This window comes from Nostoc paludosum FACHB-159 (genome assembly GCF_014698835.1).
GTDB lineage: Bacteria > Cyanobacteriota > Cyanobacteriia > Cyanobacteriales > Nostocaceae > Nostoc > Nostoc paludosum.
Genome location: NZ_JACJTU010000033.1, coordinates 1 through 24,749 on the forward strand (window position 1 = coordinate 1; position 24,749 = coordinate 24,749).

Consider the following 24,749-nt stretch of genomic DNA (forward strand, 5'->3'; position numbering starts at 1 on the left):
AGTAATCCTGACCAACCTACGAATACAAAGCGATCGCGCTTGAGCCAGTCGTCTACTACGTCAAACCACCCTCTTGTACTTGGGGCGCGTCCAACTGCGATGGTCATTAGAGCAAATCTCCAAATCTTATAAGTACAGGTTGTATCTGTATTATAGATAGCTATTCAGAAGCTTCTCTACAATGCAGAAAGTTAACCAAGTCGTTAACCTAGTTTACAATTTTTTACTAACCTTTAATCATCTTAAGTGCAAATCTCTAATTTTTCTAGATAATTTGTCATAAAAATTAACTATAGATAGATATGAGGGAGTAGGGCATAGGGCATAGGGAATGGGGCATAGGGCATAGGAAGTTTAGGGAGATGGAAAGTGTGGGAAGAAAAAGAATTTATGTTTCTGGCTCCTCTTACATATCTCAATGCCCCATGCCCAATGCCCAATGCCCTTTCTCCAAGAATCAGTCAGCTGACGTTAAAATGAGTGCTACAGTTAAATTTTGATTAATGTTAAATGTTTACCATCGACTTAAGCATCAAAAACACTGCTTTCCCGATCTCAGTACAACGTAAGTCAGCCGAGGATGCTGAGGCTGTCTATCAGCTAATTTTGGCAGCGATGCGTTCTGGCAATCCTGACATAGTGGAGCTAAAGTGCGAGGGCAAAACAGACAAGAAAATTGCTGTCCGTGCTAGTGAGATTTCTGGGGTACAGATTGTTCAGAAAGATGGTGTATCCACTGCTAGTGGGAGACCACCTGGCTTTTTCGCTCTAGCTGGTGAGTAACCAAGGTTGACAAATGTCTCAAGTGGGCATCGAGGTCAAGGATTTAAACTTCAGTTGGCCTAATGGAGAGAAAGTAATTAAATCTTGCTCTTTAGAAGTTCCTAAGGGTGAGTTTTGGATGCTTTTGGGTACAAACGGCAGTGGGAAATCAACCTTACTGAGGCTGGTGGCGGGGCTATTAGCTCCGAATTCTGGGGAAATTCGGGTTTTGCAGCCAGTTGGCTTTGTCTTCCAAAATCCCGATCATCAACTGGTGATGCCAACAGTTGGTGCTGATGTGGCTTTTGGATTGGTGGAAGAAAAGTTGCCTCCTGCTGCTGTGAGAGTCAGGGTTGAGGAGGCGCTGGGGGCAGTAAATTTACTGACCCTACAACGACGCCCAATATATGCGCTTTCTGGAGGACAGAAGCAACGAGTTGCCATCGCTGGCGCGATCGCCCGTCGTTGTGAAGTCTTATTATTAGATGAACCCACTGCTTTGTTAGATCCAGATAGCCAACTGGATTTAGTTGCTGGTGTCCGCCGTCTCGTCAAAAGTCGAGGTATCACAGCCTTGTGGGTGACCCATCGGTTAGACGAGCTAGATTACTGTGACGGCGCTTTTTTATTAGAAAAAGGTTCTCTTGTAGATAGGGGTGAAGCCCAACGCCTTAAGCAACGTCTGATGCAAATACATAGTGAAGTTTCCTGATTGAGCTTAGGAGCGCTGACTGTTGAGTAGTTAAGAGTTATTCTCCCCACATCCCGCACACTCCCCATCTTCCCACTCCCCTTTACTAAAACGCGCCTTAAAAAAAAGGCGCGTTTTATGTTATTACCTCTGTCTTAAGGTCAATTTTATAAAGCTGGGGTGTTTTTTGTTTTATGTAACATAGTGTTACATACAGTGCATCAATTATTATAAAAATTATGAATGAATTTTGCTAACTCTAGAAAATTGTGATTAAAAACCATGCCCCGTTCGTTACTCCAAGCCGTTTTGTTAGTGGACGGCTACAATATAATAGGCGCTTGGCCTTGCTTGAAAAAAACCCGTGATAGCGCTGGACTAGAAGCCGCACGCAACGAACTTGTGGAAGCAATGACTGGTTACAGCGCGTTTCAAGGTTATGCAACTCAAATAATTTTTGATGCCCAATATCAAAATTCTTCTAGCAATAAAGAAATTATTACAGAGCTTTTATCTGTTTACTACACTGATTTTGGGCAAACAGCAGATACTTATATTGAAAAATCTTGTGCGTCTTTTCGCCAGCAAATAGCTCAATCTTTAATTTCTCGTGTCATTGTCGCTACATCAGATCGAGCGCAGCAGTTGATGGTGCAGGGGTATGGGGCTGAATGGCTTTCGGCACAACAACTGTGTGGCGAGGTAGAAGCTACAGTCTGTCGGATGCGACAAAAGTATCATACACGCAAACAATCAAAGAGTAGATTTTTGGCCAATGCAATCGACGCCAAAGCACGGCAGCGTCTGGCTGAATTACGAATGGGATTACAGTAAATCTGATTATCCAAAAGCCTTTGTTTAGCTTCTAGAGCGGGTTTTGGGTTGCAAAAATCTATGATTAAACATCTAAGAAAAAAAATTAGCTAAAGTACTTGCAAATTCTATAGTTTAGGTTTAAGATTATAAATCGTGAGCGTTCCTCAGTAGCTCAGCGGTAGAGCGATCGACTGTTAATCGATTGGTCACTGGTTCGAATCCAGTCTGGGGAGTTAAAAAATTAATACTCAATCAATCTTTGATTGGTGATTTTATATTGACCCACACGAAGAGTGTATGGGGATTGAAGATTTTGAATTTTTGATCGAAGGATTTATTGCAGCCGCTAGGGGCGGGGCATATAGCTTGTTTCTGTGGAGAAGTAGCAAAATAATTTACGATCTAAAATCTCAAATTGCCACGGTCAATATTGGCAAAGTTGTGTTTGCTCTATTTGTGCCGTCATAACCATTATTGGGAGAATCTCAATTTGAGAAAATTGGATGCTCCCAAATATTGTTCTTTTAAGCCTGGGTCTTATGTCAAAGCAGGAAACAGAAGATGTAGTCGGGATTTGGATTTTGGGATCGCTGGAAATAAATTTTGCAAGTCCCCTATGAGTTAGCAGACAGTTTTACTAGATTGTCTAACTCTTGCTGCATCTGACTAATAACTAATTCATAACATTCATTGACATACTGGCGATCGCAGGCTGCTTGCCGACCATAACGTTCAAATACAATGGGAGGACAAACCCGCGTGTACAACTTCACAGGTAAGGGAATGTTGGGCAAGGGCCCGATTGCTAATCCCCAAGGTAACCCCAGATAAATGGGAAAAACTTCTGGGTCAATTCCCAATACCCAAGGCATTCCCCATTCGTGGAGCTGTTGCACAATTTTGTAGCAGTCAGCAAGCACAATTAGCGTATCGTGGGCACCCCAAGAAATCACAGGCACAATTGGGACATTTTCCCGCAAGGCTAACTTGATAAATCCTTGTCGTCCCACAAAATAAATTTTGTTACGCAAATGATGTGGTCGAAAGACATCTTCGGCTCCGCCTGGGTAAACTAGTACACTAGCTCCAGACCGCAAGGCAGCGTAAGCCATTTTTGGATGAGCCACAATCGCTCCAGCTTTGGCAACCAGTTGCGCTAGTGGTGGGCTAACTTCCCAAGCTTTGGGATGCATCAAACCATAAACGGGTCGCTCCACACCAAAGCGTCGGAACCAGTCGTACATTATCATTGTCATATCCGGAGCTGCGAGTCCTCCATTGTGCGAACCGACAAACAAAACTTTTTCTTCAGGTCGAATATTCTCCCAGCCACTAGTTTCAACTCGGAAATAGTAGTGATAGAAAAAGCTAAATAGAGGCATTAGAGATTTGATGAACTTTGGATCTCGCTCATCCAATGACCAACCGAGTTTTTTGTTTAAGAAATGTTGCTTTTTTGACATCGATACATTCTAACAGTACTGGTAAAGATCGAATCATCTTTTACCGTGGCAGCAAAATTCCAAAATTGTTGCAGCTTGAAAAGTAAATTGAACAACGTAGCGAATTTTGTAGCTACCGATCTATTCTCTCAGCCATCGCCCGCAATAAATCTGCTGCTTGGCACTGGCCGATCGATATTTAGCTTTACATAGCTGCATGAGTATTTGATGGATTCTGTAAAGCAGATAAAACAATCCCAAAAGTAGAAATGTATCGTCGCGAGACAATATGGCACGAGTTAGATATTCAAAATTGGCTGATTTATGAGTCCACAAAAATGGATAGGCGAAATATTTAATATAGTTTTATGTCTGTGGGTACTTCACTCAAAGTTTGCTGGATTGATTGGGTAGATTTTGAGGCGATCGCCACAATTTTCAATTTGCAGTGAATTCATCTTTTGCATACACAATTTACGTATTGTAGATGACAAATTAGCTTTATATCGAGTTATTTCTTTGGATGGACGATAAAACTAATTAGCAAAGTTAAATTGTAATTAAGCGCTATTTCATACTCATGGTTATACTTGAACGGCTCTTCAAGATATTTCTTGAGAGCTTTATTCAATCTAATAAATAAATATACAAATTGTTTGTGTAACTATATTGATTGGCGATATGGAGAAGGAATGCAGAGCGATAATGATAATTAAGATATTTTTTTTTAATTCTGATTGATAGATAAATTTAAAATTCCTATCTGCCGCTCATTTATAAAAAAAATATTTCATATATTTATTAATTTGAACATCAATAAATAAATGACTAACTTGTTTTTCAAGCATTAGTAACAGGGGGCTGTGGGAAAAATTTTTAATCCGTAATCCCCAATTAATTATCAGGAGTAACGTTTATGCAATTAAAGCCAATTAATCAGCAAGTTGTTGCAGTCGTTGGAGCTTCCAGCGGTATCGGGCGGGAGACAGCCCTGCAATTTGCTAAACGTGGAGCAAAGGTAATTGTCGCTGCTCGTGGTGAGGCAAAGTTAAAGTCCTTGGTGGAAGAGATTCGAGGTTTTGGTGGTGAGGCAACCCATATTGTTGCTGATGTACAAGTATTCGACCAAGTTCGGGCGATCGCAGATCGGGCTGTAGAGGTTTATGGACGACTTGATACTTGGGCACACGTGGCTGCTATTGGCATCTTTGCCACTTTTGACAATACAGCACCAGAAGAATTTAAACACGTCATTGATGTAAATTTGATGGGGCAAGTATATGGTGCGATGGCGGCGTTACCTCATCTTAAACGCGAAGGGCGGGGCGCACTAATCCATGTATCTTCAATGGAAGGTAGGCGATCGCTTCCATATCAAAGTGCTTATTCCTCAGCTAAACATGGGGTTGAGGGCTTTCTAGAAGCTATGCGCGTCGAATTGCTACATGAAAAATGGCCTATCAATGTCACAAGTATTAAGCCAGCTGTGATTAACACTCCGTTCTGGAATAATGGCTTGACGAAGTTAGGGGTAAAACCAGCAGGAATACCACCTTATTACGATCCAAGAATTGTTGCCGATGCCATCCTCTATGCAGCTGAACACCCAATTCGCGATCTATTGGTTGGGGATGTAGCTAAATTACTAGATTTAGCACAGAAAATATCACCGTCGTTCGTAGATTCGTTGTTATTGCTGATTGGTTTTAATCTACAACGTAGTGATGAATCAAAATCTGAACATGCACCCAATAATTTTTACCAATCTGTTCAAGAAGACGGCAGAATTGATGGAGATTATCAAAATTTAGTCATACCCAGCATTTCTGATGCTTTAGGGAAGTTGCGGTTGTTTCAGTGGGGAACCATCGCTACAGGTGCTTTATTGGCATTACTGGCAGCACAAGTATTCAAACACAATGAGTAATGTTAAGGTTCGATTTATTAAGCATGTTGGGAGTATTATATGCAGAAACAAAGTAATCAACAAGGATATTTCATTAGATATCTTTCCCTAGCACCAGTTCTTGCTGTTCTTTCGATATCAATTGCTTTTTCTACCTGGGCAATTTTTAATTACTTTCTGCCAGATCTTCTTTTCCATCCTATGCCCTAAATCAGCCCGTCATAGGTTCAAACCTATAACTAATAGCTCAAAAAAATTGGCGATCGCTCTATCCCTTCAAGTAGAGATGTTGCAATACAATATCTTTACTGTAGGGAAACCACGAGCCACACCCCAGGATTTTTCACTATTCCAACGATGTAGAGACGTTGCAATTGCAACGTCTCTACCAATAATTTTGTGGGTAACCGAGTCCTAACGCACGAAAAATTAGCGAAAAATATGGCAAGTTTTGTAGGTTGTGATACGCTATCTGCTTGAGGAGTTTCGAGGTACTCAAAATGGCTAAGCTGCGCGTGGGGTTATTGTTTGGCGGTCGTTCAGGAGAGCATGAAGTTTCGATCAACTCAGCACGGGCGATCGCTAAAGCCTTAAGTGCAGAGGAAAATACTAGTAAGTACGAAATATTGCCTTTTTATATCCAAAAAGATGGACGCTGGCTGGCGGGGGAAGCACCCCAAAAGGTTTTAGGAAGTGGTGTCCCACTACTGGAATCCCAAGAATCAACATCTGGGGGACTGACATCTAATCCTCAAAGCCAAACCCTCAGCCAATGGCAATCACCCTCTCAAGTTGCGGAAGTGGATGTTTGGTTTCCCATTCTCCACGGCCCCAACGGTGAAGACGGGACAATTCAAGGCTTGCTCACGTTGATGCAAGTGCCTTTTGTGGGTTCTGGCGTGTTAGGTTCGGCCATGGGGATGGATAAAATTGCCATGAAGATGGCATTTGAGCAAGCGGGACTACCGCAGGTGAAATACAAGGCAATAACCAGAGCGCAAGTTTGGTCTAATCCTTGTGTATTTCCGAAACTGTGTGATGAAATTGAGGCAGCATTAGGTTATCCTGCTTTTGTCAAGCCTGCTAATTTAGGTTCATCAGTGGGCATTGCCAAAGTGCGATCGCGCCCAGAATTAGAAGCTGCTTTAGATAATGCCGCTAGTTATGACCGACGCCTAATTGTAGAAGCTGGTGTGGTAGCTAGGGAAGTGGAGTGTGCCGTTTTAGGTAATGACCAACCCCAAGCCTCTGTCGTTGGAGAGATTACTTATGATAGCGATTTTTACGATTATGAAACAAAATATACTGAAGGTAAAGCAGATTTACTGATACCAGCACGCATTCCAGATGCCATAGTTCGTAAAATTCAGGACATGTCGTTGCAAGCTTTTGCAGCTGTTGATGCCGCAGGTTTAGCAAGGGTAGATTTTTTCTATGTAGAAGCGACACAAGAAGTTTTGATTAATGAAATCAACACCTTACCAGGGTTCACTGCAACTAGTATGTATCCTCAACTCTGGGCACATAGTGGAGTTGCTTTTCCAGAATTAGTAGATCGTTTAATTCAACTGGCGATCGAAAGACATTCTCCTACTTGACAAGAAAAATCAGCGAATAAATTTCCAGATTATTACAGAAAAAAGTAGCAGCAAATACAGAATTTAGGCAAAAGTTAACCAGATTTAGTAACCTTTGTTTTACAAAAAAGTTACTCGAATCTGAACTTTTGTTACGGATAGCTGATGCTTGACTCCTCCAGTACAATTTATTGACTAGAGGGGTACAAATCTGAAAGTAATCATGGAAAAAAGTCAGAGTGTACAGCACGAGCCAACCCAACTAATAGGGGCCACTCCAGAGCTGACAAACAGGAAATCTAGATTAAGAAAAAGCTCAAATGGTCTGATATATTTGGTTGCACATCATCCTTGGCTATTGTTAACTGGATCTTTAGCGATGTTTCTCGGAGGTGGTGCCTTTGCCTTGTATAGCTTAACTAATCCTGGCCAGGTAACATCAGAAGAAACAGAAGAAATTCCTCCAGTTATCGTAGAACAACCAATATATCCGTCCTCCGAGAATACTAATCCTACACCTTTATGGATGGTGGCTGCGATCGCCCTTAGTTGTGGTAGTGGTTGCTGGATTATTTTCCGAATGCTTAACCGGAAAACGCAACCGCAAAAAGCCCCAAAACAGGTTAATCGTCATCATGCACGCATGGCAGAAGCCCGCTACACAAGATTGGAACCGCGCCTTCCCAAAAACCAGCCAATTTTTGTGCCCCAGCCACAACTAATGCCTGTGATGCAGACAGCACCTAAAACAAAGCATTTGGTGACAGTTCTACCACCAGAACACAGACACCACTTGGATACGCGCAAAGAATCATTGGCAGACTTGATGGATCTCCGTAAAGATAGTTCATTGTCTGCGATTTTACGCCAGTATTAAAATACTGTAAAGTAAAAACCTGTCAAATTAATATTTTTTGTTAATTAAGGTGACTAGATTCCTGATTTCTCTAAGAAGTCAGGAATCTTATTTTTTAGGCTTGATATATAGAGGTTTAACGGCTTTTAAAAAGTTAAAAACCTGCCAAAATGGCAACCCTATTTGGATTAAGCAAGCTAAATTATAGAAGATAAACGACTTCAAGGGTGTTGTTATCAGGGACTACCAAGCAAGCAAATATTTTTTACAGCAAATATTATTTGCTAAGAGGTTTACACAGAAAAAGCTGTCACCAATAATTATTATGAAAGGATTTTTTGCCGGATAAACATTAATAATTAAGTTTGGCATTTGCTACAACAGGAATATTAAATGTATATAGCTGTTGTTCTTGAAGTACACATTAGCCCCCAAACCACAAGCAACGTGTGTATACATTCCTGTTCACTTCAGTAGCAAATGATAGAGTGGGAGTTGGAAAGCTAACTGATATGCTTCCTCCCACTCTCTTTTTATGAAGAAGAATTCAGAATTGAGGAGCCAGAATTCAGTATGAATTTTGTACGAATGAGTGATGAATATATGCAGTACAAATTATCAAAGTCACATCATTTCATAGTTGAAATATTCTGAATCCTGAATTCTTGTTCTTTAGTAAAACTCAGTATCTTGCAAAAATTTCACAATTGCTGTATTCAGTACCTCAGAAGCACCAGTTGAAGCATCATGACGGCAGTTAGACAAAATTTGAAATTTGGAATTAGAGATGTGTTGATGTAATTTTGCACCATGACTAGTAGGAAACCAACTATCTTGCTCGCCCCACAAAACTAGTGTAGGACACTGAATTTTATGCAAATTATTTTGAATTTTTGCGAGGATATTTGGCTTATTTTCTTGCAAATTCTTTATTTCTCTGGCTGCTATTTGTAACTCTTCGGCAACTTTAGCGATCGTACCAGGTAATTCAATAAACGGGTAAGTTATCCAATAGATATCTTCCTCTGTCAAAATTGAAGGATCGAATAGTACTGCACGTCTTTCTATTGCCATTATTTCTCTAAATAAAGGTGCAAACAGAGATGCCAGACGCAACGAGTCTACAGTTTGCATTATTTCTAGAGGTGTTTGGGCGAGTAACCACATACCCCAATGGGGTAAACCTTCGGGAAAAATAGGCACGTTTACTACTATCAACCGCCCAATTAATTGGGGATATTCTTGAGCAAGGGCAAGGGCAACTAATCCCCCCAGAGATTCAGCCACAATCACTGCTGGTTCATCACATAATGCCTGAATAATTCTTTGAAATTCAATAACTTGATGACCGTTATGTTCTCTTCGAGACAATGGTTTTTCGGAAAAACCAAATCCTTTGGCATCAAAACAAATTACGCGAAAATATTTAGATAATGGTGCTATTAGGTGACGCCAATTGTAGCTCCAACTGCCGATACCATGTAGGAGAATTAGCGGTTTTCCTTTACCTTTTTCGCCATAAGCAATTTGTACAGGATACCCATGAGCATCAGTAATAACCAAATTTTGCCGCCCTTTAGGAAAAGTGGCCTGCCACCAATCTTTCATTCCTTTATAAATCAATAATTTAAGTTAATTAGCCAGGAATCAGAATTCAGGAGTCAGAATGAATATATAGCCAAGGGTACTATAGCTTCTGAATTTTATTAAAATGATTAAGCTTGAGTTTTAGAGTCTTCTTAATTCTGAATTCTGGATTCTCAATTCTAATCATTTAGCTGCCAGTTAACGCATTCCAAAGAATTCTAATTAGGATCACGGGTAATGCTACTAAGGCAATGGAGATTAGCAACAATCCAATAAAAACAGCAATGATAAACCACTTGTCTGCACTCTTTTGCTGGCTGGGAAATTTTAAGTGTTCTTCCAATAGCTTGAGATTCTGATTATTAGCTGTCCAAGCAACATCAAAAAAGTCTCCAAAAACTGGGATAGCACCTACTAAGCCATCAATAATTACATTCACAACCATTCTGCCTAAGGAGGCTCTAGATACACCCAAGCGTGCTGCTTCTAAAATAATGTAGCAAGAAAACATGACTCCCAAAAAATCACCACCAATAGGTAGTAATCCTAAAATTGGATCGATACCAATGCCAACTTGAGTTCCGGGAATAGTGATAGCATTATCTAACACCCGACTTATCTGACGGAGGCGTTTTAAAGTAGGTGCTTTGGCATCAGGTTCAATCATGGAAGACCGAAAAGAAGAATCAGGCATGAAAGCGATCGCTTATTTATATTCAATCGTTAGACATTTTACTCTTGTCTTGAACTTTTGCAAAAGTTTCTTCCAAGATTTACTAATTAATATTTGTTAATATTTTTGCTAGATTGTGGCTGTACTTTGGAACGCATATCTTCGCCGACAATCACGTTCAACTGGTCGCCGATTAACATTACAGCGGCACTCATCGACAGCCAGAGCATCAAAACTATCACAGCTCCAACTGCACCATATACTTTATTATAATTCCCAAAGTTCGCGACATAAAGCCGAAATAAGGCGGATAACATAGCCCAGAAAACAGCTGCTAAAATCGCTCCAGGCATCATTGGTGTGCCTGGGTTCCACACACTCGGCCCGTAGCGATAGACAAAGCCAAAAGCGTAAGCAACAATACTTAAAGCTAAAGGCCAGCGTAACAGCTGCCAAATATCGAACAAAAAGATTAAAGAAGAATTTTCACGTGCTACCATTCCCAACAGCCAATCGCTGGTAAACACTAAAAAAGAAGCCAATACTAAAAGTAATATCGTACCGACTGTTAATCCCAAAGAAACAAGCTTGGCTTTCCAAAAAGGGCGTATTTGTTCTGAGGGAATTTGATGGATTTGGTCGAGGGCTGTCATTGCAGTATTCACGGCACCTGAAGCAGTCCAAATTGCTAATAAAAAGCTTAGAGAAAATAAACCACTGTTTTTGGAATTGGTAATTTCTGTAGTGGCAAAATCACGAATCAGAATTAAAGCTTCTTCAGGTAAAATTTGACTGAGTTGCGTCGCCAGTTGTTTAAAAGTGTTTTGTAAAGATTCTGCCAATAAGCCAATAGCTGTAATCAAAGCAAGAATCGCTGGGAACAGGGATAACATGGCATTGAAAGCAATTTCTGAGGCTAGTCCAAAAAGTCGTGTTTCCATTGTCCTAGCGAAAGTTTGTTTCAATGTACACCAATTAAGGTGACGAAAAAAGCGAACAAAACGAGGCTTGAACATAACTACAGTAATTAGCAACTCAAATGATATTGTCACACGCAGGTAATATCATGTGCAGTTGGAAACTTATCATTTCAACTGACTGATATCTATACAAAGTTTTTGGATGATGCAATCAAATAGAAGTTTTATATAAGGCGATCGCTAACCTAATTCCATTGAGGATTGTAACTAAAATTACGACGTTAGTAAGAGGATATCTTATTTTCCGGGTGATTTTCGTTACACAAACGAGTTTAACATTAAACGAATAATCAGCAAGAACAAATATCCAACGAATATTAGGGGTGTATAGTTCTGCTACAATAACGATTTTTATGAATAATCATCCTCAAGGCAGAATATAAAAATAGAAGTTTTGTCTAAGCGTATTTTTCAGACACGGTACTTGCTTAATTTTGCAACAAGTTTTTCTGTGCATGGTAATTAACTGTGCGGAAAATGCAAATGACTCACATAGCTAGTGACGTATATCGTATTAAACAAGCGGTTAGTTGAGCAGCCAATCACAAGGCAATCAACTAATAGCTAACTCAAATTTCATCAAATCAAAATTACGAGGTTTCTAACCATGTCTAACGTATTGTTTACAGAATTATCAAACGAGCAACTAGAAGTTGTAGCTGGTGGTGTTGATTTCCAACTCGATGCAACTTTTTACGCAGCAGACAGAAATGTTCTCAACGGCGAAAGCAGTTCCGATCCCAGTGGTAGCACCGCTAGCTCTAACGGTAGCTCTACAAATATTGAAACTGCTGGAATAGCTTTCTTAGCGTTGCAAGCTGAAGGTCTTCCTACTATTCCTCATGCTTAAAAAGCATACATCTATTGGGATAAGCAGCTCAAAAAGGTAATGGACTAATACGTGAGTTCGCTGAAAATAGTTTGATGAAAAGAGCTTAGAGATTTTATCTCTAATACGAAAAAATCAAATTTTCACTTCTTGATCGCGAACTCACATTACTAATCTTTCAAATTTTCCAAATCAAAATTCCAAGGTTTCTAACTATGTCTAAAGTATTGTTTGCAGAATTATCCAACGAGCAACTAGAAGTTGTAGCTGGTGGTGTTGATTTCCAACTCGATGCAACTTTTTACGCAGCAGACCAAAACGTTCTAAATGGCGAAAGCAGTTCTGATCCTCATGGAAGCACTGCTAGCTCCAACGGTAGCTCTACAGACATTGAAACTGCTGGAATAGCTTTCTTAGCGTTGGGTGCTCACGAAATTCCTAAGATTTAAAAAGGATATATCTGTTAGGATAAGCAGCTAAAAAAGGCAATGGACTAATACGTGAGTTTGCTGAAAATAGTTTGATGAAAAGAACTTAGAGATTTTATCTCTAATATGAGAAAGTTAAATTTTCACTTCTTAATCGCGAACTCACATTACTAATCTTTCAAATTTTCCAAATCAAAACTCCGAGGTTTCTAACCATGTCTAATGTATTGTTTACAGAATTATCAAACGAGCAACTAGAAGTTGTAGCTGGTGGTGTTGATTTCCAACTCGATGCAACTTTTTACGCAGCAGACCAAAACGTTCTAAATGGCGAAAGCAGTTCTGATCCTCATGGAAGCACTGCTAGCTCCAACGGTAGCTCTACAGACATTGAAACTGCTGGAATAGCTTTCTTAGCGTTGGGTGCTCACGAAATTCCTAAGATTTAAAAAGGATATATCTGTTAGGATAAGCAGCTAAAAAAGGCAATGGACTAATACGTGAGTTTGCTGAAAATAGTTTGATGAAAAGAACTTAGAGATTTTATCTCTAATATGAGAAAGTTAAATTTTCACTTCTTAATCGCGAACTCACATTACTAATCTTTCAAATTTTCCAAATCAAAACTCCGAGGTTTCTAACCATGTCTAATGTATTGTTTACAGAATTATCAAACGAGCAACTAGAAGTTGTAGCTGGTGGTGTTGATTTCCAACTCGATGCAACTTTTTATGCAGCAGACGAAAACGTTCTAAATGGCGAAAGCAGTTCCGATCCCAGCGGTAGCACTGCTAGCTCCAACGGTAGCTCTACAGACATTACAACTGCTGGAATAGCTTTTTTAGCCTTAGATGCTGATGAGATTCTTGAGCTTTCAAAAAAATACAGCCATTAAGCTGAGCAAGTAAAAACAGCAATCAAATAATACGTGAGTTCTATGAAAATAGTTTAGTAACAGAATAAAATATAATTCTTAAAACTAAACTTTCTCTATTTTTAGAGCTAATACGAACTCACGTAAATAATTCTAAAATTTCATGGAACTTAAATTACGAGGTTTGCGGCTATGTCTGGCGAATTGTTTAAAGATTTATCTGATGAACAACTAGAAGTTGTAGTTGGTGGTGCCGATCTTGCTCTAAATACTACTTTTTACATAGCCAGAGAAAATATTCTCAGCGGCAGTAGTTATTCTGGGCCAAATGGCAGCACTGCTAGTTCTTATGGTAGTTCTAAAGAGATTGCAACTGCTGGGTTAGCTTTTTTGGCTTTAGATGTGAATGATATTGCCGATCTAAAATCTAAATTAGAATAATCTACTGCAAGCGTTGGCTAAAACGTTAGCATAGGTAGCATGAAATTATCGATAAACTCGAAGAAAAATTGATAGCAAAGTTTTGAAAAATGACCCATAAGAATACGATTATATGGGTCATGTTTTGTTAATTAGTCTCAGGTAATAACTCATAATTCAGAATTAACAACTCCAAAGACATAACAACAGACTGACAAAATTACATAGCATTAGTACCGTGTTGCTTTAATTTTAAATTACAAAATTATTTAATTTTCCAGGCTTGAAATTTTGTCAAATGTAATGTTCTTTTTGCGGTGTGGCGCTAGTTGTCATTATGTAGAGTAATTTACTTATGAAATACCAGTTTGTGAAACAGCATAGCAAAGAAGACTGTGGAGCTGCTTGTCTTGCTGCGATCGCTAAATATTATGGACGTACTTTTACTCTCAGCCGCATCCGGGAAGCGGTAGGTACTGGACAATTTGGAACCACTTTATTGGGGCTAAAACGTGGAGCAGAAACACTCGGTTTTAATGCTCGTCCAGTGAAAACTTCGCCGGAACTTCTCAATCGAATGAATGAGGCACCACTACCAGCAATTATTCACTGGAAAGGGAATCATTGGGTTGTTTTATATGGTAAGAAAGGCAAAAAATGTTTAATTGCAGATCCAGCAGTAGGTGTGCGTTATCTTTCTCTAAAAGAGATAACAGAAGGCTGGACAGATTGGCTAATACTTTTATTAGAGCCCGATCCAATACGCTTTTTTGCTCAAGATGGTGATAAAGTTGGCGGCTTTTGGCGTTTTTTCAAACGTGTTTGGAATTATCGTGCGATTTTAGCTCAAGTTTTGCCTTTGAATTTAACGTTGGGTTTGCTGTCTTTAGCTTCTCCTTTTCTGCTGCAAATTCTGACTGATGATGTGTTGGTTCGAGGCGATACAAAATTACTGACTACTGTAGCGATCGCTGTGGTAGTGATGAATGTTATTTCTCGTAGTCTTTCATTTGTACAATCTAACTTAATTGCTCACTTTGCCCAACGTTTACAATTAAGCTTAGTTCTGGAATTTGGGCGGCAAATTTTACGATTACCCCTGTCTTATTACGAAGCCAGACGTAGCGGTGAAATTGTCAGCCGTCTACGAGATATTAGCCAAATTAATCAGTTAGTTGCCAGCTTAATTATTACTTTACCAAGTCAATTCTTCATTGCTGTAATTTCTTTTAGTTTCATGGTTTTCTATAGCTGGAAACTCACGGTAGTTGCTGTATTTATTGCTATGATGATGAGCATATCTACCATAGTATTCCAGCCGACCTTGCGACAAAAAACTCGCGAATTATTAGTTCAAGAAGCAGAAACACAAGGGGTTTTAGTAGAAACATTTAAGGGCGCTCTAACTCTCAAAACTACCACATCTAGACCACAATTTTGGGACGAATTTCAAAGTAGATTTTCTCGTCTAGCTAACGTGACATTTAGTACAATCCAAATTGGGATTATCAATAATACATTTTCTGGTTTTGTTGCAGGTATTGGTGGGGTGATTTTGCTTTGGTTTGGCGGCAATTTAGTGATTAATCCCGCAGAAAACCTCAGCATTGGTCAGCTACTTGCTTTTAACTCAATGAATGGTAATTTCCTGGGATTAATTAGTACTTTAATAAGTTTTGTTGAAGAATTTACGCGGGCAAAAACAGCTACACAACGTCTCACAGAAGTTATAGACGCCACAGCTGAAAATGAGGGCGATGAGATAAAGGCTTTTGCTGAAATACGCGGTGATGTTGATATAGTTTGTACAAATATTAACTTTCATTATGCTGGTCGGCTTGACTTAATAGATAACTTTTCTTTAAGTATTCCTGGTGGAAAAGTTGTTGCGATTATCGGTAAATCTGGTTGTGGTAAAAGTACTTTGGCGAAATTGATTGCTGGATTATATCCACTGCAATCTGGGAATATTCTTATTGGACTTTATAACATCCAAGACCTTTCTCTTGATTGTCTACGTCAGCAGGTTGTTCTTGTTCCCCAAGAGCCTCATTTTTGGAGTCGTTCGATTGTTGAAAACTTTCGCTTAGGCGCACCACATGTTACGTTTGAGCAAATCGTCAGAGCTTGTCAAATAGCTGAAGCTGATGAATTTATTAATAATTTGCCTGAGAAATATCAAACTATTTTAGGTGAATTTGGTGCAAATATTTCTGGTGGGCAACGTCAAAGATTAGCAATAGCAAGAGCTATTGTTACAGATCCGCCAGTTTTAATTTTAGATGAATCTACTGGTGGACTCGATCCAGTAAGTGAAGCACAAGTTTTAGATAAATTATTTCAACATCGCTGCGGTAAAACTACGATTTTAATTACTCACCGCCCAAAGGTAGTTAATCGAGCTGATTGGATTGTATTGCTAGATAGTGGCAAGTTAAAGCTTCAAGGTTCTTTGGAAGATCTGCGAACAAAACCAGGAGACCATATAGACTTTTTAATACCTTGAATCAGAATTCAGGAGTCAGAATTCAGAACTCAGAAGCAAAATTATTAATTGAGTTGGAATTACTACTAATATTTTAGAGGTTTTAAAAGTCTTGTTTACTAATAAAATTTGGATTTGGTGTAATGTTTAATTATTTAAATGCTTCCATAAAATCTGCTAATTCTACAAAAATGATTCATAATTCATAATTCAGAATTCTGAGTTCTGACTTATGATTTGCAAATACTTTTTTCAATTATTAGGAGAAATATGCTTTATACCCATAATCAAAAGTTTGTACCATCACTGGAAAAGGATGAATTTCTTCCTCCTATTAGTACTTGGACATCTTTAGCTGGAGCGTTACTCCTTGGAACTATTGGTTCTGCGATCGCTCTTTCTTCATGGATTCAATATAATGTCATGGTGGAAACTGCTGCGACTATTCGTCCAATCGGCGATACTAAGCTAGTGCAACCAGAAATGGAGGGAACTGTTGAAGGTATTTTTGTGAAAGAAAATCAAATTGTCAAAAAAGGAGAAGTCATTGCTCGTCTGGATACGCGACAATTGCAAATCAAAAAAAGTCAACTTCAAAGCAATATCGAACAAAGTAGAGTACAAGTAATTCAAATTGATTCGCAAATTGCTATTTTAGATACTCAGATATCGGCTGAAAAAAGATTTATAGAACGAAGTGTTTCTTCTGCAAAAGCAGATTTGGCACGCAACGAACGAGAGTATCAAGAACGAAAAGTTTCTACTCAAAGTGAATTGTTAGTTTCAGAAGCTAGTTTGCAAAAAGCCAAGGCAAATTTGCAAAAAGCTCAAGCAGATTTAGACTTTGCCCAAATGGATAGCGATCGCTATGGACAATTAGCAGAAATGGGAGCGATTGGTCGCCGGGAATTTGAGCAGAAAAAACTAGTTGTTGAACAGACTAAATTAATAGTCGAATCGGAAAAAATATCCATCGAAATTGCTAAAGCTAAACTACAATCAGCCCAAGCTATAGTCAATCCTAGCATGGCAAAAATCGCGATCGCCGAAGAACGCGTTTCTCAAGAAATTGCTAGAGGTGAAGCAACCATCGCCACTTTAAATAAAGAAAAACAAGCTTTAATGCAGCGGCTAGTGGAAATGCAAACCCAACTCAAGCAATATCAAAAAGAAGTTCAACAAATTGAAACTCAACTCCAAAACAGCATTATTCGCGCCACTAGTGACGGTACAATTCTCAAGCTAAATTTACGAAACCCTGGTCAAGTTGTGGGTGTTAGCGAATCTATTGCTGAAATTGTTCCTCAGGATGCTGCTTTGGTTATTAAAGCGATGATTCCCACAGCTGAAATTCAAAAAGTTGCAGTTGGCCAAAAAGTGCAATTGCGAATTGACGCCTGCCCATATCCTGATTATGGTACTCTCGAAGGTGTTGTTACTAGCATTTCTCCAGATGTAATTATACCTGTGGATAGCAAGACCAATACTGGTTATTTTGAAGCCACAATTCAGCCCAAAATGCTCAAATTTGGTAATGCTAAAGTTCAATGTCATATTCAATCAGGGATGAATGCAAAAGCTAATATTATCTCCCAAGAAGAGACAGCATTACAATTCATACTGAGAAAGGCCAGATTAGTCACGGATATTTAAAAATAAGAATTCAATAATCAGAATCAATTAGTACAGAATTTCAATCCGCTACTAATTGTAGACCACTAAATTTCAAGAAAGGTGTAGTGTTTCACCATTTCTAATCCTACGGATAAGCAAGCTATATCAGCTAGTTATACAAGATATCCAAGTGAATTCTGGCTACTGACGCCTTTATTCTTTCTTGTTAATAACTAAAAACTAATAAATCAGGATTTCAGAATACTGAATACTGAATTCTGAGTCCTGAATTCTGTTAGCGCACCGGGGCGTAGCTTATTCTGAATTTTGCTATATTTCTAGTATTTACCTATGATAGCTCCTTCTTCCGTGTTTATTTCAAGGAAGAGAATTTTGTCTTTTTTAAATGTAGCAAATACAGGAAATTTCATCTAAAATTTGCTAATGATACATTATAAAATCTTGATAAATTCTCGTTGCACTTTTTGGCAATTATTTTGTACACGTTGGCATTTTTTTAGATTAAATATGCCGGGGGTTGCATACAACTTTTTTCTGATGCTACTAAAATAGCTGACATAACAATATTATGTGAGCCTGAACTTGTGTACGAAAATTATACTTTGAATTGTCTACGTTATGTCCCTAGTATGGTTTCTGACATCTTATCAGAGAATTCAACGTTCATTGCAATGGTGGTCTGCTAGACAGTCAATTAAACTCTTTGTAGAAGCAGAGAGAATTCGGGATGATTTGTTACAGGAATCTTTTACAATACGCCGCAATTTAGATTTATTGACAGTAGATAATCTGAATTTATCAGATAATAAAATTCAAGAATGCTTAAAGCAAATTGACAATTTTCATCACTCTTTAGTGCAACTGAGCGATCGCTTATTTCCAGCATCCCTTCAAGACAGTTTTCCCTTAGCTATTGAGTACTTATTAGAACCTTGGCTAGTATCCAATCCTCAGTTATATTTTCAAATTGATTTGCCCCTTTATTGGCGGCATGAGCCAGCGGAACGCAGTTTAGTTGTATTAACGGCTTTAAATGAGTTACTGACCATAACTTTAGCAGAAGTTCTGGCATTAACATCAATTTATATCAACTTAAAGCAACAAAAGACTATTGGTAAATTAATTGTAGAAATTACTTATTCTAATGTATCTACATTTTTTCTCCATTCTACACTACCAGAATTAAACTATCTTTGTGATAGTTTTCAATTACTAACCTCAGGTAAATGTTTTAGTCGAACCAATAACCTGAGGATTACTTGGCATTTTTATTGGTAATTATTATATTTATGAATTTATTTCAAATATTTCTTTATATTTTAATAAAAATAATTAGTTATTGTAGATAATTATCAAGATTTTTTAAATATGTACTTAATCAGCAGGCTGTGAATTATGAAACAAGAAATGTCCGAAAAGTCGTTGCTGAAAATTTTAGTCATTGATGACCATGAGTCAGTTTTAAGTGGAACAGTAGATATTTTACAAAAACATTACCCTGGTGCTGAAATTGTCACTGCTATAAATGCTAATAATGCTCTGAATAAAGTGAGTAGTTTACAGCTAGATCTTGTAGTTATGGATCTTTCCATTCCAGAAAATTATGGAATCACAGCGCGACCTGACACGGGTGTTCAATTACTTAGGATTTTTATGAAACACTATCCCAACTTGAATATTCTTGTCCAAACTGCTCATGTCAGAACATTAGTGAGAATTAGACCTGATATTGATAGCCATAAAGGAGGTTTTACAGTCGCTGATAAAAGTCTTTCCACCCAAGAAATGTTGACTAGAGTTGATTGGGCATTACAGGGATTAACTCATACAAAAGATATTAAAGGAATCTATTCAGGATTAGAGTTTAAAGCAGAGTGGCTGAGAGTATTGACTTTAGCGTTTGAAGAAGGATTACAAGACAAAACTATTGCTGAACGAATGTGCATATCTGAACGTATGGTGCGTCATTACTGGAGTAAGCTACAAGATGCTTTAAATGTTTATCCTGATGAAGGGAAAAATATTCGTATCCAAACTGAAATCCGGGCTAGAGAAGAAGGCTTAATTGATTAACTACTTGTCAATATTTAAGGGTTTTCTGTTATTAATAGTTAGTAAAAAATACTTTTAATTATTAAAATTTAGTAAATAATTATTTATAGCTAAAGGCTAGGAGGAGAGCTGATGCAGCCTAAGCTCTGGAAAATAATCAAAGAAGAAATTCGTATTTGGCGTGTAGGTGTATTCCCAGGGATTATAGTCATTGCACTGGTGATAGTTGCTCGTCTGAGTGGTTCAATGCAATCTTTAGAGTGGCTAGCTTTTGATAGTTTCCTGCGTCTACGTCCTGAAGAACCTATAGATGAACGAATTATAATTGTTGGCATTAATCAAGACGATCGCCTCCTCAATTCTTCAATATCAGATAGAGATTTAGCAGCACTACTATGGAAAATACACAGGTGTCAACCTAGAGTTATTGGTCTTGATATTTATAGAGATTTTCCGGTTAACCCTGGTCATACAGAACTGTTGACAGCTTTTAAAAATATCAAAAATTTAATCGCCATTGAAAAAATATTGCCCAAGCAAATTGCTCCGCCACCTAATTTTTCTCTTGAACAAATTGGTTTTGCCGATCAAATTACGGATGCTGATGGCAAATTAAGACGAAGTTTATTAATAACACCAACACCTCAAGGAGAAAAATTATCTTTATCTCTACGTTTAGCTGAAGTTTATTTAGCTCATGAAAATATTAACTTCAAAAATAATATTCGCGATCGCACTACAATGCAGTTTGGCAATACTCCACTACCAAAACTTGATTCTAACTCTGGTGGCTATGTCCGAACTGATGTCACAGGAGTTCAAGTACTGCTAAATTTTCGTAGCGGTCAAAAAAGATTTAGAAGTATATCTTTAAATGATATTAAAAGCAACAAATTTAATTCTAGATTGTTACGCGATCGCATTGTAATTATCGGCATAACTTCCCCTAGTCCAAAAGACTTGATACCTACTTCGGCAAATACATCTAAGCACTCTGCAAAAACACCAATTCATACAGTAGAAATCCAAGCACACGCTGTTAGCCAAATTGTCAGCGCTGTCCTTGATGATAGACCACTTTTAAATACTTGGTCAGATGGATGGGAATATTTGTGGATTTTTGCCTGGGGGTTTTTAGGAATTGCGATCGCTCGATTGAGTAAATCTCCTTTAGCAAATATCATCATTGTCATTACTACAACTTCTAGTTTACTGGTTACCTGCTATTTTCTTTTAACTTGGGGCTGGTGGGTTCCAGTAATTCCTACAATTATCGTTTTAGCTCTCAATGGTATAGAACTCACTGCCTTATATCAATGTGATAAAGCTTTGCGATCGGGAATTAAAGCCAGACAAGATATTATTGAACGCACATTTGAAACAATTCACAATGGGCCATTGCAAAGTCTAGCTAAAGTTTTAAAAATGGTTAAATATCAAGATTTGCCAATCAAAGAATTACTCCCAGAACTCGAAAATGAACTTGAAAAACTAAACCACGAACTCAGAGGAATTTATGATTTTTTACAACGAGAACCGCCAACTCAAGACAGTAGCCTTTATTTAGGAAATACTTTAGTTTTAAATTTGCAAGATCCTTTACACGAAATTCTTTATCAAGTTTATAGCTATACCTTAGCGCGAGACTTTCCTTGCTTTAGAACTATCAAAGTTAAAATTCGTACTTTTGAACCGATAGATGACCAACATTTAAGCATAGAACAAAAGCAAGGACTATGCCGATTTCTGGAAGAAGCTTTGTGCAATGTTGGTAAACATGCTATGGGAGTAACTCGCCTCGAAGTCACTTGCTTTTCATCTGAAGGCTGGTACACCTTGAGCATTATAGATGATGGTTTGGGCGTTAATTCATCTAGAGAAGGCCGCGGTACTCAACAGTTCAGAAATTTAGCAAAGCAACTCAAAGGTAAATTTCAACGAGTACCTCTTTCTTCTAGAGGAACAATCTGTGAATTGTCTTGGCCTGTAACTAAAGTTTGGTACTTTAATAAATAATTATGAAGAATAATATATATAGTTAAAACCCAAGAAAATATGTATTTTATAGAAATAAATTAGTTCCCAAACTTATCATTTTTTCTTCTTAATAGTGTAATTGAGTCTTCATCAAAAGCCAATGACTTGGCTAATTACTATTTTCTATACTTAAGAACAAGATTTCCACAATATTGAAAAGTGGTTAATCTGACTAAAATAACTATTAATAGGGGTAAAAACATGGTAAAAATCAGTCACTCATTTACCCAAATAAAATCAAATTTATATTATCAAAATAGTCGAGGTGATAGCAAAAACACTGAGCCGATAGCAGACACATGGAATCATTATCTTCAAAGTTTGCATGAAGCTATTGCTGAGTCAAATACAGCAAAAGAAATTATTCAAAAAGATTACGATCGCCTTCAAGCATTGGCGATGGCGTGGGAAAAAGAAATTCAAATCGCCTTGAAAAACTCTTGTGAAGATCGAGTTCGTCAGGCATTAGCCCATAAACAAAATTGTACTGCCAGAGCGCGAGAATTAAAAACTTTAATCGAACGACATGTTATTCATGTCACTACTCTTCAAATCCGCCTTATTTATTGGCGAAATCAAGCAACCTAACTTTTAACAGCAACAAACTCAATATTAGTTGCAGTATATTTGAGCGGTGTATTTGTAGTTAACCATTGGTCTACAGATTCAAACACGTGATATTTAGGATATGAAACACTATTTTTTGGCAAAAGTTGTCTGTGCCAAAAGTCAAGGAGTTCAAAATTAGTTTGCTTGAGGAGATTTTTAACCATTTTTTGAGAATACAAGCGATCGTGATAAAAGTCTCCCCGTAAATGGGCTAAATTCTGAGTCCAAGAAAGATAATAAGGCAGGAAAAAACAAAAGAAAAGTCCTGATGGTTTTAACACTCTATGAATTTCGCCAAGAGAAGCAAGGTCATTAGGAACGTGTTCAAGAACTCCAAAACTTAACACAACATCGAAGCTGGCATCGCTGAAGGGAAGTAAATAGAGATGTTCTAGAGGTACAACTTTTAGAGGTGCTTTTTCGATGATTGGTGTAATTTGATTGAAAGCTGAATCACCGCCACCTCCCACATCACAACTAGTAATTTGAACACCCATTTCACGCATTAAAAAAGAAATATGTCCTTTCCCACATCCCCAATCAAGAACGCGTACTTTATCCAAACTTGTCCCAAACCAATACTCTAAAACAGCCCTCACGTATTCTGTGAGATAAAGGAAAATGTTTTGAGAGGCAGGGTTTGTTAAAAACGCGTGGCTATCTATATCCCTTACTAAATCAATCAGCTGGTGATTTAGAGATAAATTTTTTTGAAAATTAGTATGTCTGAGAGCAACCAATTTTTTGCGATTATCTATTGAATTTTTGCTCATAGTATGGATTGTCTCAAGCTAGAAGGGATTGGGGAGGTGGGGAGATGAGGAGGCTCTTGAGGCAGGGGGAAAGGTTAAAAGGTAAAGGGTAAAGGGATAAATTTAACCTTTCCCCCTTACCCCTTTCCCTTTCCCCATGCCCTATGCCCAATAGAAAAAGTATTTTGCTCATCAACCGTGCCACTATAGAAACATAGAGCTGCAACTTGAGCAAGAGGAAGACTAAAGAAAGCTGTGCAGATAACATTCTTAGGGACGAGTTCCGGGGTACCCACGCGATCGCGCAATGTTTCCAGCGTCGCCCTGAGATTACCCCAAAGGGCAGAACTGTGGTTATTTGACTGTGGCGAAGGCACTCAGCATCAAATTTTGCGGAGTGAACTAAAAATCAGCCAACTCTGCCGAATTTTTATCACGCATATGCACGGCGACCACATTTTTGGCTTGATGGGACTTCTTGCTACTTGCGGCTTGGCTGGCAATGTAGAAAGAATTGACATTTACGGCCCACCTGGATTAAACGAATACATTCAAGCCGCCTCGCGTTATTCCCACACACACTTTTCCTACCCCATTAAAGTCCATGCCATCCGTCCAGGGATAATTTATGAAGACGATGACTTCATCGTTAGCTGTGGTAATTTACATCACCGGATTACGGCTTTTGGCTATCGCGTAGCCGAAAAAGACCGCACAGGACGCTTTGATATCGAAAAAGCCAAAGCCTTGCAAATTCCTTCCGGCCCGATTTACGGTCAACTCAAGCGCGGTGAAACAGTAACCCTTGAGGATGGACGTGTGATTCATGGTAGCCAATTGTGCGGCCCTACAGAAATTGGTCGCAAGATTGCCTATTGTACAGACACGGTTTTTTGTGATGGCGCAGTGGAATTAGCGAAGGATGTAGATGTATTAATTCATGAAGCCACCTTTGCCCATCAAGATGCAGACATGGCTTTTCAACGATTGCATTCCACAAGTACAATGGCAGCCCAAACAGCTTTAGCTGCTGGCGCACATCGGCTGATTATGACTCATTTTAGTCCCCGCTATGCTCCCGGAAATAACTTAGAGTTAAAAGATCTCCTTCAGGAAGCCCGTGCGATTTTTAAGAATACTGACATGGCTTATGATTTCATGGTTCATGAAGTACCCAGGCGGCGCGAAGTCGAGTTAACCAAAGTAAGCGTGTAAAAATGTTCTTTTTACCACCCCACAAGACATCAACCACCAATCATACCCTTGTAACTTATTGATATTACTCTCAACTAAAGATTTTGAGCCAAATATTTTTTATATTACAAGTAGGATTTACGC

25 protein-coding genes, 1 tRNA gene and 1 pseudogene are annotated in these 24,749 nt (G+C 38.4%); 21 read left to right on the plus strand and 6 right to left on the minus strand.

The features are described 5' to 3' along the window. A pseudogene (locus H6H03_RS26705) lies at nucleotides 1-107 on the minus strand (photosystem II D2 protein (photosystem q(a) protein)); the annotation flags it as partial. 403 nt (nucleotides 108-510) lie between these two features. On the opposite strand from H6H03_RS26705, the gene H6H03_RS26710 reads away from it, so the two are divergent. The 5 genes from H6H03_RS26710 to H6H03_RS26730 all read left to right on the plus strand — a co-directional run bounded on the left by H6H03_RS26710 (nucleotide 511) and on the right by H6H03_RS26730 (nucleotide 2,737). Next, a complete protein-coding gene (locus tag H6H03_RS26710) occupies nucleotides 511-783 on the plus strand; it encodes a hypothetical protein (protein ID WP_190958079.1) in 273 nt (90 codons plus the stop codon). A gap of 13 nt (nucleotides 784-796) precedes the next feature. Continuing rightward, nucleotides 797-1,474, plus strand: a complete 678-nt coding sequence (locus H6H03_RS26715; RefSeq protein ID WP_190958080.1) for an energy-coupling factor ABC transporter ATP-binding protein — start codon at nucleotides 797-799, stop codon at nucleotides 1,472-1,474. A gap of 261 nt (nucleotides 1,475-1,735) precedes the next feature. After that, nucleotides 1,736-2,287 (plus strand): NYN domain-containing protein, encoded by a 552-nt coding sequence (locus H6H03_RS26720; RefSeq protein WP_096538339.1) that lies wholly within the window; start codon nucleotides 1,736-1,738, stop codon nucleotides 2,285-2,287. A gap of 143 nt (nucleotides 2,288-2,430) precedes the next feature. Next, nucleotides 2,431-2,502 (plus strand) — tRNA-Asn (locus H6H03_RS26725). A gap of 64 nt (nucleotides 2,503-2,566) precedes the next feature. Further along, nucleotides 2,567-2,737, plus strand: a complete 171-nt coding sequence (locus H6H03_RS26730) for a hypothetical protein (RefSeq protein WP_190958081.1) — start codon at nucleotides 2,567-2,569, stop codon at nucleotides 2,735-2,737. A gap of 146 nt (nucleotides 2,738-2,883) precedes the next feature. On the opposite strand, the gene H6H03_RS26735 is transcribed toward H6H03_RS26730, so the two are convergent. After that, nucleotides 2,884-3,732: a lysophospholipid acyltransferase family protein gene (locus tag H6H03_RS26735; protein ID WP_190958082.1), complete on the minus strand. Its 849-nt coding sequence runs from the start codon at nucleotides 3,730-3,732 to the stop codon at nucleotides 2,884-2,886. 895 nt (nucleotides 3,733-4,627) lie between these two features. Here H6H03_RS26735 and H6H03_RS26740 point away from each other — a divergent pair. The 4 genes from H6H03_RS26740 (at nucleotide 4,628) to H6H03_RS26755 (ending at nucleotide 8,071) form a co-directional block, all read left to right on the plus strand. After that, the gene (locus H6H03_RS26740) at nucleotides 4,628-5,638 is read left to right on the plus strand and encodes an SDR family oxidoreductase (RefSeq protein WP_190958083.1); all 1,011 of its coding nucleotides are present in this window, start codon (nucleotides 4,628-4,630) and stop codon (nucleotides 5,636-5,638) included. 39 nt (nucleotides 5,639-5,677) lie between these two features. Further along, nucleotides 5,678-5,827 carry a PsaJ protein gene (locus H6H03_RS26745; protein WP_190958084.1) on the plus strand — a complete coding sequence of 50 codons (150 nt, stop codon included), beginning with the start codon at nucleotides 5,678-5,680 and terminating at the stop codon, nucleotides 5,825-5,827. A 290-nt stretch (nucleotides 5,828-6,117) separates the two neighbouring features. Beyond that, on the plus strand, nucleotides 6,118-7,215 hold the full coding sequence (locus tag H6H03_RS26750; protein ID WP_190958085.1) for a D-alanine--D-alanine ligase family protein: 1,098 nt from the start codon (nucleotides 6,118-6,120) through the stop codon (nucleotides 7,213-7,215). Between the two features lie 202 nt (nucleotides 7,216-7,417). Continuing rightward, nucleotides 7,418-8,071 carry a hypothetical protein gene (locus tag H6H03_RS26755; RefSeq protein WP_242065748.1) on the plus strand — a complete coding sequence of 218 codons (654 nt, stop codon included), beginning with the start codon at nucleotides 7,418-7,420 and terminating at the stop codon, nucleotides 8,069-8,071. Nucleotides 8,072-8,722: 651 nt separating this feature from the next. Here the strand turns inward: H6H03_RS26755 and H6H03_RS26760 are convergent. The 3 genes from H6H03_RS26760 to H6H03_RS26770 all read right to left on the minus strand — a co-directional run bounded on the left by H6H03_RS26760 (nucleotide 8,723) and on the right by H6H03_RS26770 (nucleotide 11,326). Beyond that, entirely contained in the window at nucleotides 8,723-9,658 is a 936-nt protein-coding gene (locus H6H03_RS26760; RefSeq protein WP_190958086.1) for an alpha/beta fold hydrolase, read from the minus strand. A 166-nt stretch (nucleotides 9,659-9,824) separates the two neighbouring features. Beyond that, nucleotides 9,825-10,331, minus strand: a complete 507-nt coding sequence (locus tag H6H03_RS26765) for a DUF4112 domain-containing protein (protein ID WP_190958087.1) — start codon at nucleotides 10,329-10,331, stop codon at nucleotides 9,825-9,827. Between the two features lie 86 nt (nucleotides 10,332-10,417). Beyond that, on the minus strand, nucleotides 10,418-11,326 hold the full coding sequence (locus H6H03_RS26770; RefSeq protein ID WP_190958088.1) for a YihY/virulence factor BrkB family protein: 909 nt from the start codon (nucleotides 11,324-11,326) through the stop codon (nucleotides 10,418-10,420). Nucleotides 11,327-11,897: 571 nt separating this feature from the next. Here H6H03_RS26770 and H6H03_RS26775 point away from each other — a divergent pair. The 11 genes from H6H03_RS26775 to H6H03_RS26825 all read left to right on the plus strand — a co-directional run bounded on the left by H6H03_RS26775 (nucleotide 11,898) and on the right by H6H03_RS26825 (nucleotide 22,638). Next, nucleotides 11,898-12,140, plus strand: coding sequence for a CTB family bacteriocin (locus H6H03_RS26775; protein ID WP_190958089.1), 243 nt, complete (start codon nucleotides 11,898-11,900; stop codon nucleotides 12,138-12,140). Between the two features lie 194 nt (nucleotides 12,141-12,334). Further along, nucleotides 12,335-12,568 (plus strand): CTB family bacteriocin, encoded by a 234-nt coding sequence (locus H6H03_RS26780; protein ID WP_190958090.1) that lies wholly within the window; start codon nucleotides 12,335-12,337, stop codon nucleotides 12,566-12,568. Between the two features lie 194 nt (nucleotides 12,569-12,762). Further along, the gene (locus tag H6H03_RS26785; protein ID WP_190958091.1) at nucleotides 12,763-12,996 is read left to right on the plus strand and encodes a CTB family bacteriocin; all 234 of its coding nucleotides are present in this window, start codon (nucleotides 12,763-12,765) and stop codon (nucleotides 12,994-12,996) included. 194 nt (nucleotides 12,997-13,190) lie between these two features. After that, nucleotides 13,191-13,442: a CTB family bacteriocin gene (locus tag H6H03_RS26790; RefSeq protein WP_190958092.1), complete on the plus strand. Its 252-nt coding sequence runs from the start codon at nucleotides 13,191-13,193 to the stop codon at nucleotides 13,440-13,442. Between the two features lie 171 nt (nucleotides 13,443-13,613). After that, nucleotides 13,614-13,862, plus strand: coding sequence for a CTB family bacteriocin (locus H6H03_RS26795; protein WP_190958093.1), 249 nt, complete (start codon nucleotides 13,614-13,616; stop codon nucleotides 13,860-13,862). A 334-nt stretch (nucleotides 13,863-14,196) separates the two neighbouring features. Continuing rightward, nucleotides 14,197-16,347 (plus strand): peptidase domain-containing ABC transporter, encoded by a 2,151-nt coding sequence (locus H6H03_RS26800; RefSeq protein ID WP_190958094.1) that lies wholly within the window; start codon nucleotides 14,197-14,199, stop codon nucleotides 16,345-16,347. A gap of 249 nt (nucleotides 16,348-16,596) precedes the next feature. After that, on the plus strand, nucleotides 16,597-17,979 hold the full coding sequence (locus H6H03_RS26805; RefSeq protein WP_190958095.1) for an HlyD family secretion protein: 1,383 nt from the start codon (nucleotides 16,597-16,599) through the stop codon (nucleotides 17,977-17,979). A gap of 600 nt (nucleotides 17,980-18,579) precedes the next feature. Beyond that, nucleotides 18,580-19,239, plus strand: a complete 660-nt coding sequence (locus tag H6H03_RS26810) for a hypothetical protein (protein ID WP_190958096.1) — start codon at nucleotides 18,580-18,582, stop codon at nucleotides 19,237-19,239. Nucleotides 19,240-19,356: 117 nt separating this feature from the next. Next, on the plus strand, nucleotides 19,357-20,034 hold the full coding sequence (locus tag H6H03_RS26815) for a response regulator transcription factor (protein WP_190958097.1): 678 nt from the start codon (nucleotides 19,357-19,359) through the stop codon (nucleotides 20,032-20,034). A gap of 111 nt (nucleotides 20,035-20,145) precedes the next feature. Then, complete coding sequence (locus H6H03_RS26820) at nucleotides 20,146-22,029, plus strand: sensor histidine kinase (RefSeq protein ID WP_190958098.1); 1,884 nt, start codon at nucleotides 20,146-20,148, stop codon at nucleotides 22,027-22,029. A gap of 222 nt (nucleotides 22,030-22,251) precedes the next feature. Further along, nucleotides 22,252-22,638: a PspA/IM30 family protein gene (locus H6H03_RS26825; protein WP_190958099.1), complete on the plus strand. Its 387-nt coding sequence runs from the start codon at nucleotides 22,252-22,254 to the stop codon at nucleotides 22,636-22,638. On the opposite strand, the gene H6H03_RS26830 is transcribed toward H6H03_RS26825, so the two are convergent. Then, entirely contained in the window at nucleotides 22,635-23,432 is a 798-nt protein-coding gene (locus H6H03_RS26830; RefSeq protein ID WP_190958100.1) for a class I SAM-dependent methyltransferase, read from the minus strand. The two genes, H6H03_RS26825 and H6H03_RS26830, sit on opposite strands and share 4 nt — an antisense overlap. A 234-nt stretch (nucleotides 23,433-23,666) precedes the next feature. Between H6H03_RS26830 and H6H03_RS26835 the strand changes: the two genes are divergently transcribed. After that, nucleotides 23,667-24,626, plus strand: a complete 960-nt coding sequence (locus H6H03_RS26835; RefSeq protein WP_190958101.1) for a ribonuclease Z — start codon at nucleotides 23,667-23,669, stop codon at nucleotides 24,624-24,626. Nucleotides 24,627-24,749 lie beyond the last annotated feature (123 nt).

What these genes read in the sequence shown, in the direction of transcription:
- H6H03_RS26750 (WP_190958085.1), top strand. Translation starts at nt 6,118, where the DNA reads ATGGCTAAGCTGCGCGTGGGGTTATTGTTTGGCGGTCGTTCAGGAGAG.
- H6H03_RS26790 (WP_190958092.1), top strand. Translation starts at nt 13,191, where the DNA reads ATGTCTAATGTATTGTTTACAGAATTATCAAACGAGCAACTAGAAGTT.
- H6H03_RS26830 (WP_190958100.1), bottom strand. Translation starts at nt 23,432, where the DNA reads ATGAGCAAAAATTCAATAGATAATCGCAAAAAATTGGTTGCTCTCAGA.
- H6H03_RS26770 (WP_190958088.1), bottom strand. Translation starts at nt 11,326, where the DNA reads ATGTTCAAGCCTCGTTTTGTTCGCTTTTTTCGTCACCTTAATTGGTGT.
- H6H03_RS26820 (WP_190958098.1), top strand. Translation starts at nt 20,146, where the DNA reads ATGCAGCCTAAGCTCTGGAAAATAATCAAAGAAGAAATTCGTATTTGG.
- H6H03_RS26710 (WP_190958079.1), top strand. Translation starts at nt 511, where the DNA reads ATGTTTACCATCGACTTAAGCATCAAAAACACTGCTTTCCCGATCTCA.
- H6H03_RS26800 (WP_190958094.1), top strand. Translation starts at nt 14,197, where the DNA reads ATGAAATACCAGTTTGTGAAACAGCATAGCAAAGAAGACTGTGGAGCT.
- H6H03_RS26815 (WP_190958097.1), top strand. Translation starts at nt 19,357, where the DNA reads ATGAAACAAGAAATGTCCGAAAAGTCGTTGCTGAAAATTTTAGTCATT.
- H6H03_RS26795 (WP_190958093.1), top strand. Translation starts at nt 13,614, where the DNA reads ATGTCTGGCGAATTGTTTAAAGATTTATCTGATGAACAACTAGAAGTT.
- H6H03_RS26720 (WP_096538339.1), top strand. Translation starts at nt 1,736, where the DNA reads ATGCCCCGTTCGTTACTCCAAGCCGTTTTGTTAGTGGACGGCTACAAT.
- H6H03_RS26825 (WP_190958099.1), top strand. Translation starts at nt 22,252, where the DNA reads ATGGTAAAAATCAGTCACTCATTTACCCAAATAAAATCAAATTTATAT.
- H6H03_RS26775 (WP_190958089.1), top strand. Translation starts at nt 11,898, where the DNA reads ATGTCTAACGTATTGTTTACAGAATTATCAAACGAGCAACTAGAAGTT.
- H6H03_RS26715 (WP_190958080.1), top strand. Translation starts at nt 797, where the DNA reads ATGTCTCAAGTGGGCATCGAGGTCAAGGATTTAAACTTCAGTTGGCCT.
- H6H03_RS26730 (WP_190958081.1), top strand. Translation starts at nt 2,567, where the DNA reads ATGGGGATTGAAGATTTTGAATTTTTGATCGAAGGATTTATTGCAGCC.
- H6H03_RS26760 (WP_190958086.1), bottom strand. Translation starts at nt 9,658, where the DNA reads ATGAAAGATTGGTGGCAGGCCACTTTTCCTAAAGGGCGGCAAAATTTG.
- H6H03_RS26810 (WP_190958096.1), top strand. Translation starts at nt 18,580, where the DNA reads ATGTCCCTAGTATGGTTTCTGACATCTTATCAGAGAATTCAACGTTCA.
- H6H03_RS26805 (WP_190958095.1), top strand. Translation starts at nt 16,597, where the DNA reads ATGCTTTATACCCATAATCAAAAGTTTGTACCATCACTGGAAAAGGAT.
- H6H03_RS26735 (WP_190958082.1), bottom strand. Translation starts at nt 3,732, where the DNA reads ATGTCAAAAAAGCAACATTTCTTAAACAAAAAACTCGGTTGGTCATTG.
- H6H03_RS26755 (WP_242065748.1), top strand. Translation starts at nt 7,418, where the DNA reads ATGGAAAAAAGTCAGAGTGTACAGCACGAGCCAACCCAACTAATAGGG.
- H6H03_RS26785 (WP_190958091.1), top strand. Translation starts at nt 12,763, where the DNA reads ATGTCTAATGTATTGTTTACAGAATTATCAAACGAGCAACTAGAAGTT.
- H6H03_RS26740 (WP_190958083.1), top strand. Translation starts at nt 4,628, where the DNA reads ATGCAATTAAAGCCAATTAATCAGCAAGTTGTTGCAGTCGTTGGAGCT.
- H6H03_RS26780 (WP_190958090.1), top strand. Translation starts at nt 12,335, where the DNA reads ATGTCTAAAGTATTGTTTGCAGAATTATCCAACGAGCAACTAGAAGTT.
- H6H03_RS26765 (WP_190958087.1), bottom strand. Translation starts at nt 10,331, where the DNA reads ATGCCTGATTCTTCTTTTCGGTCTTCCATGATTGAACCTGATGCCAAA.
- H6H03_RS26745 (WP_190958084.1), top strand. Translation starts at nt 5,678, where the DNA reads ATGCAGAAACAAAGTAATCAACAAGGATATTTCATTAGATATCTTTCC.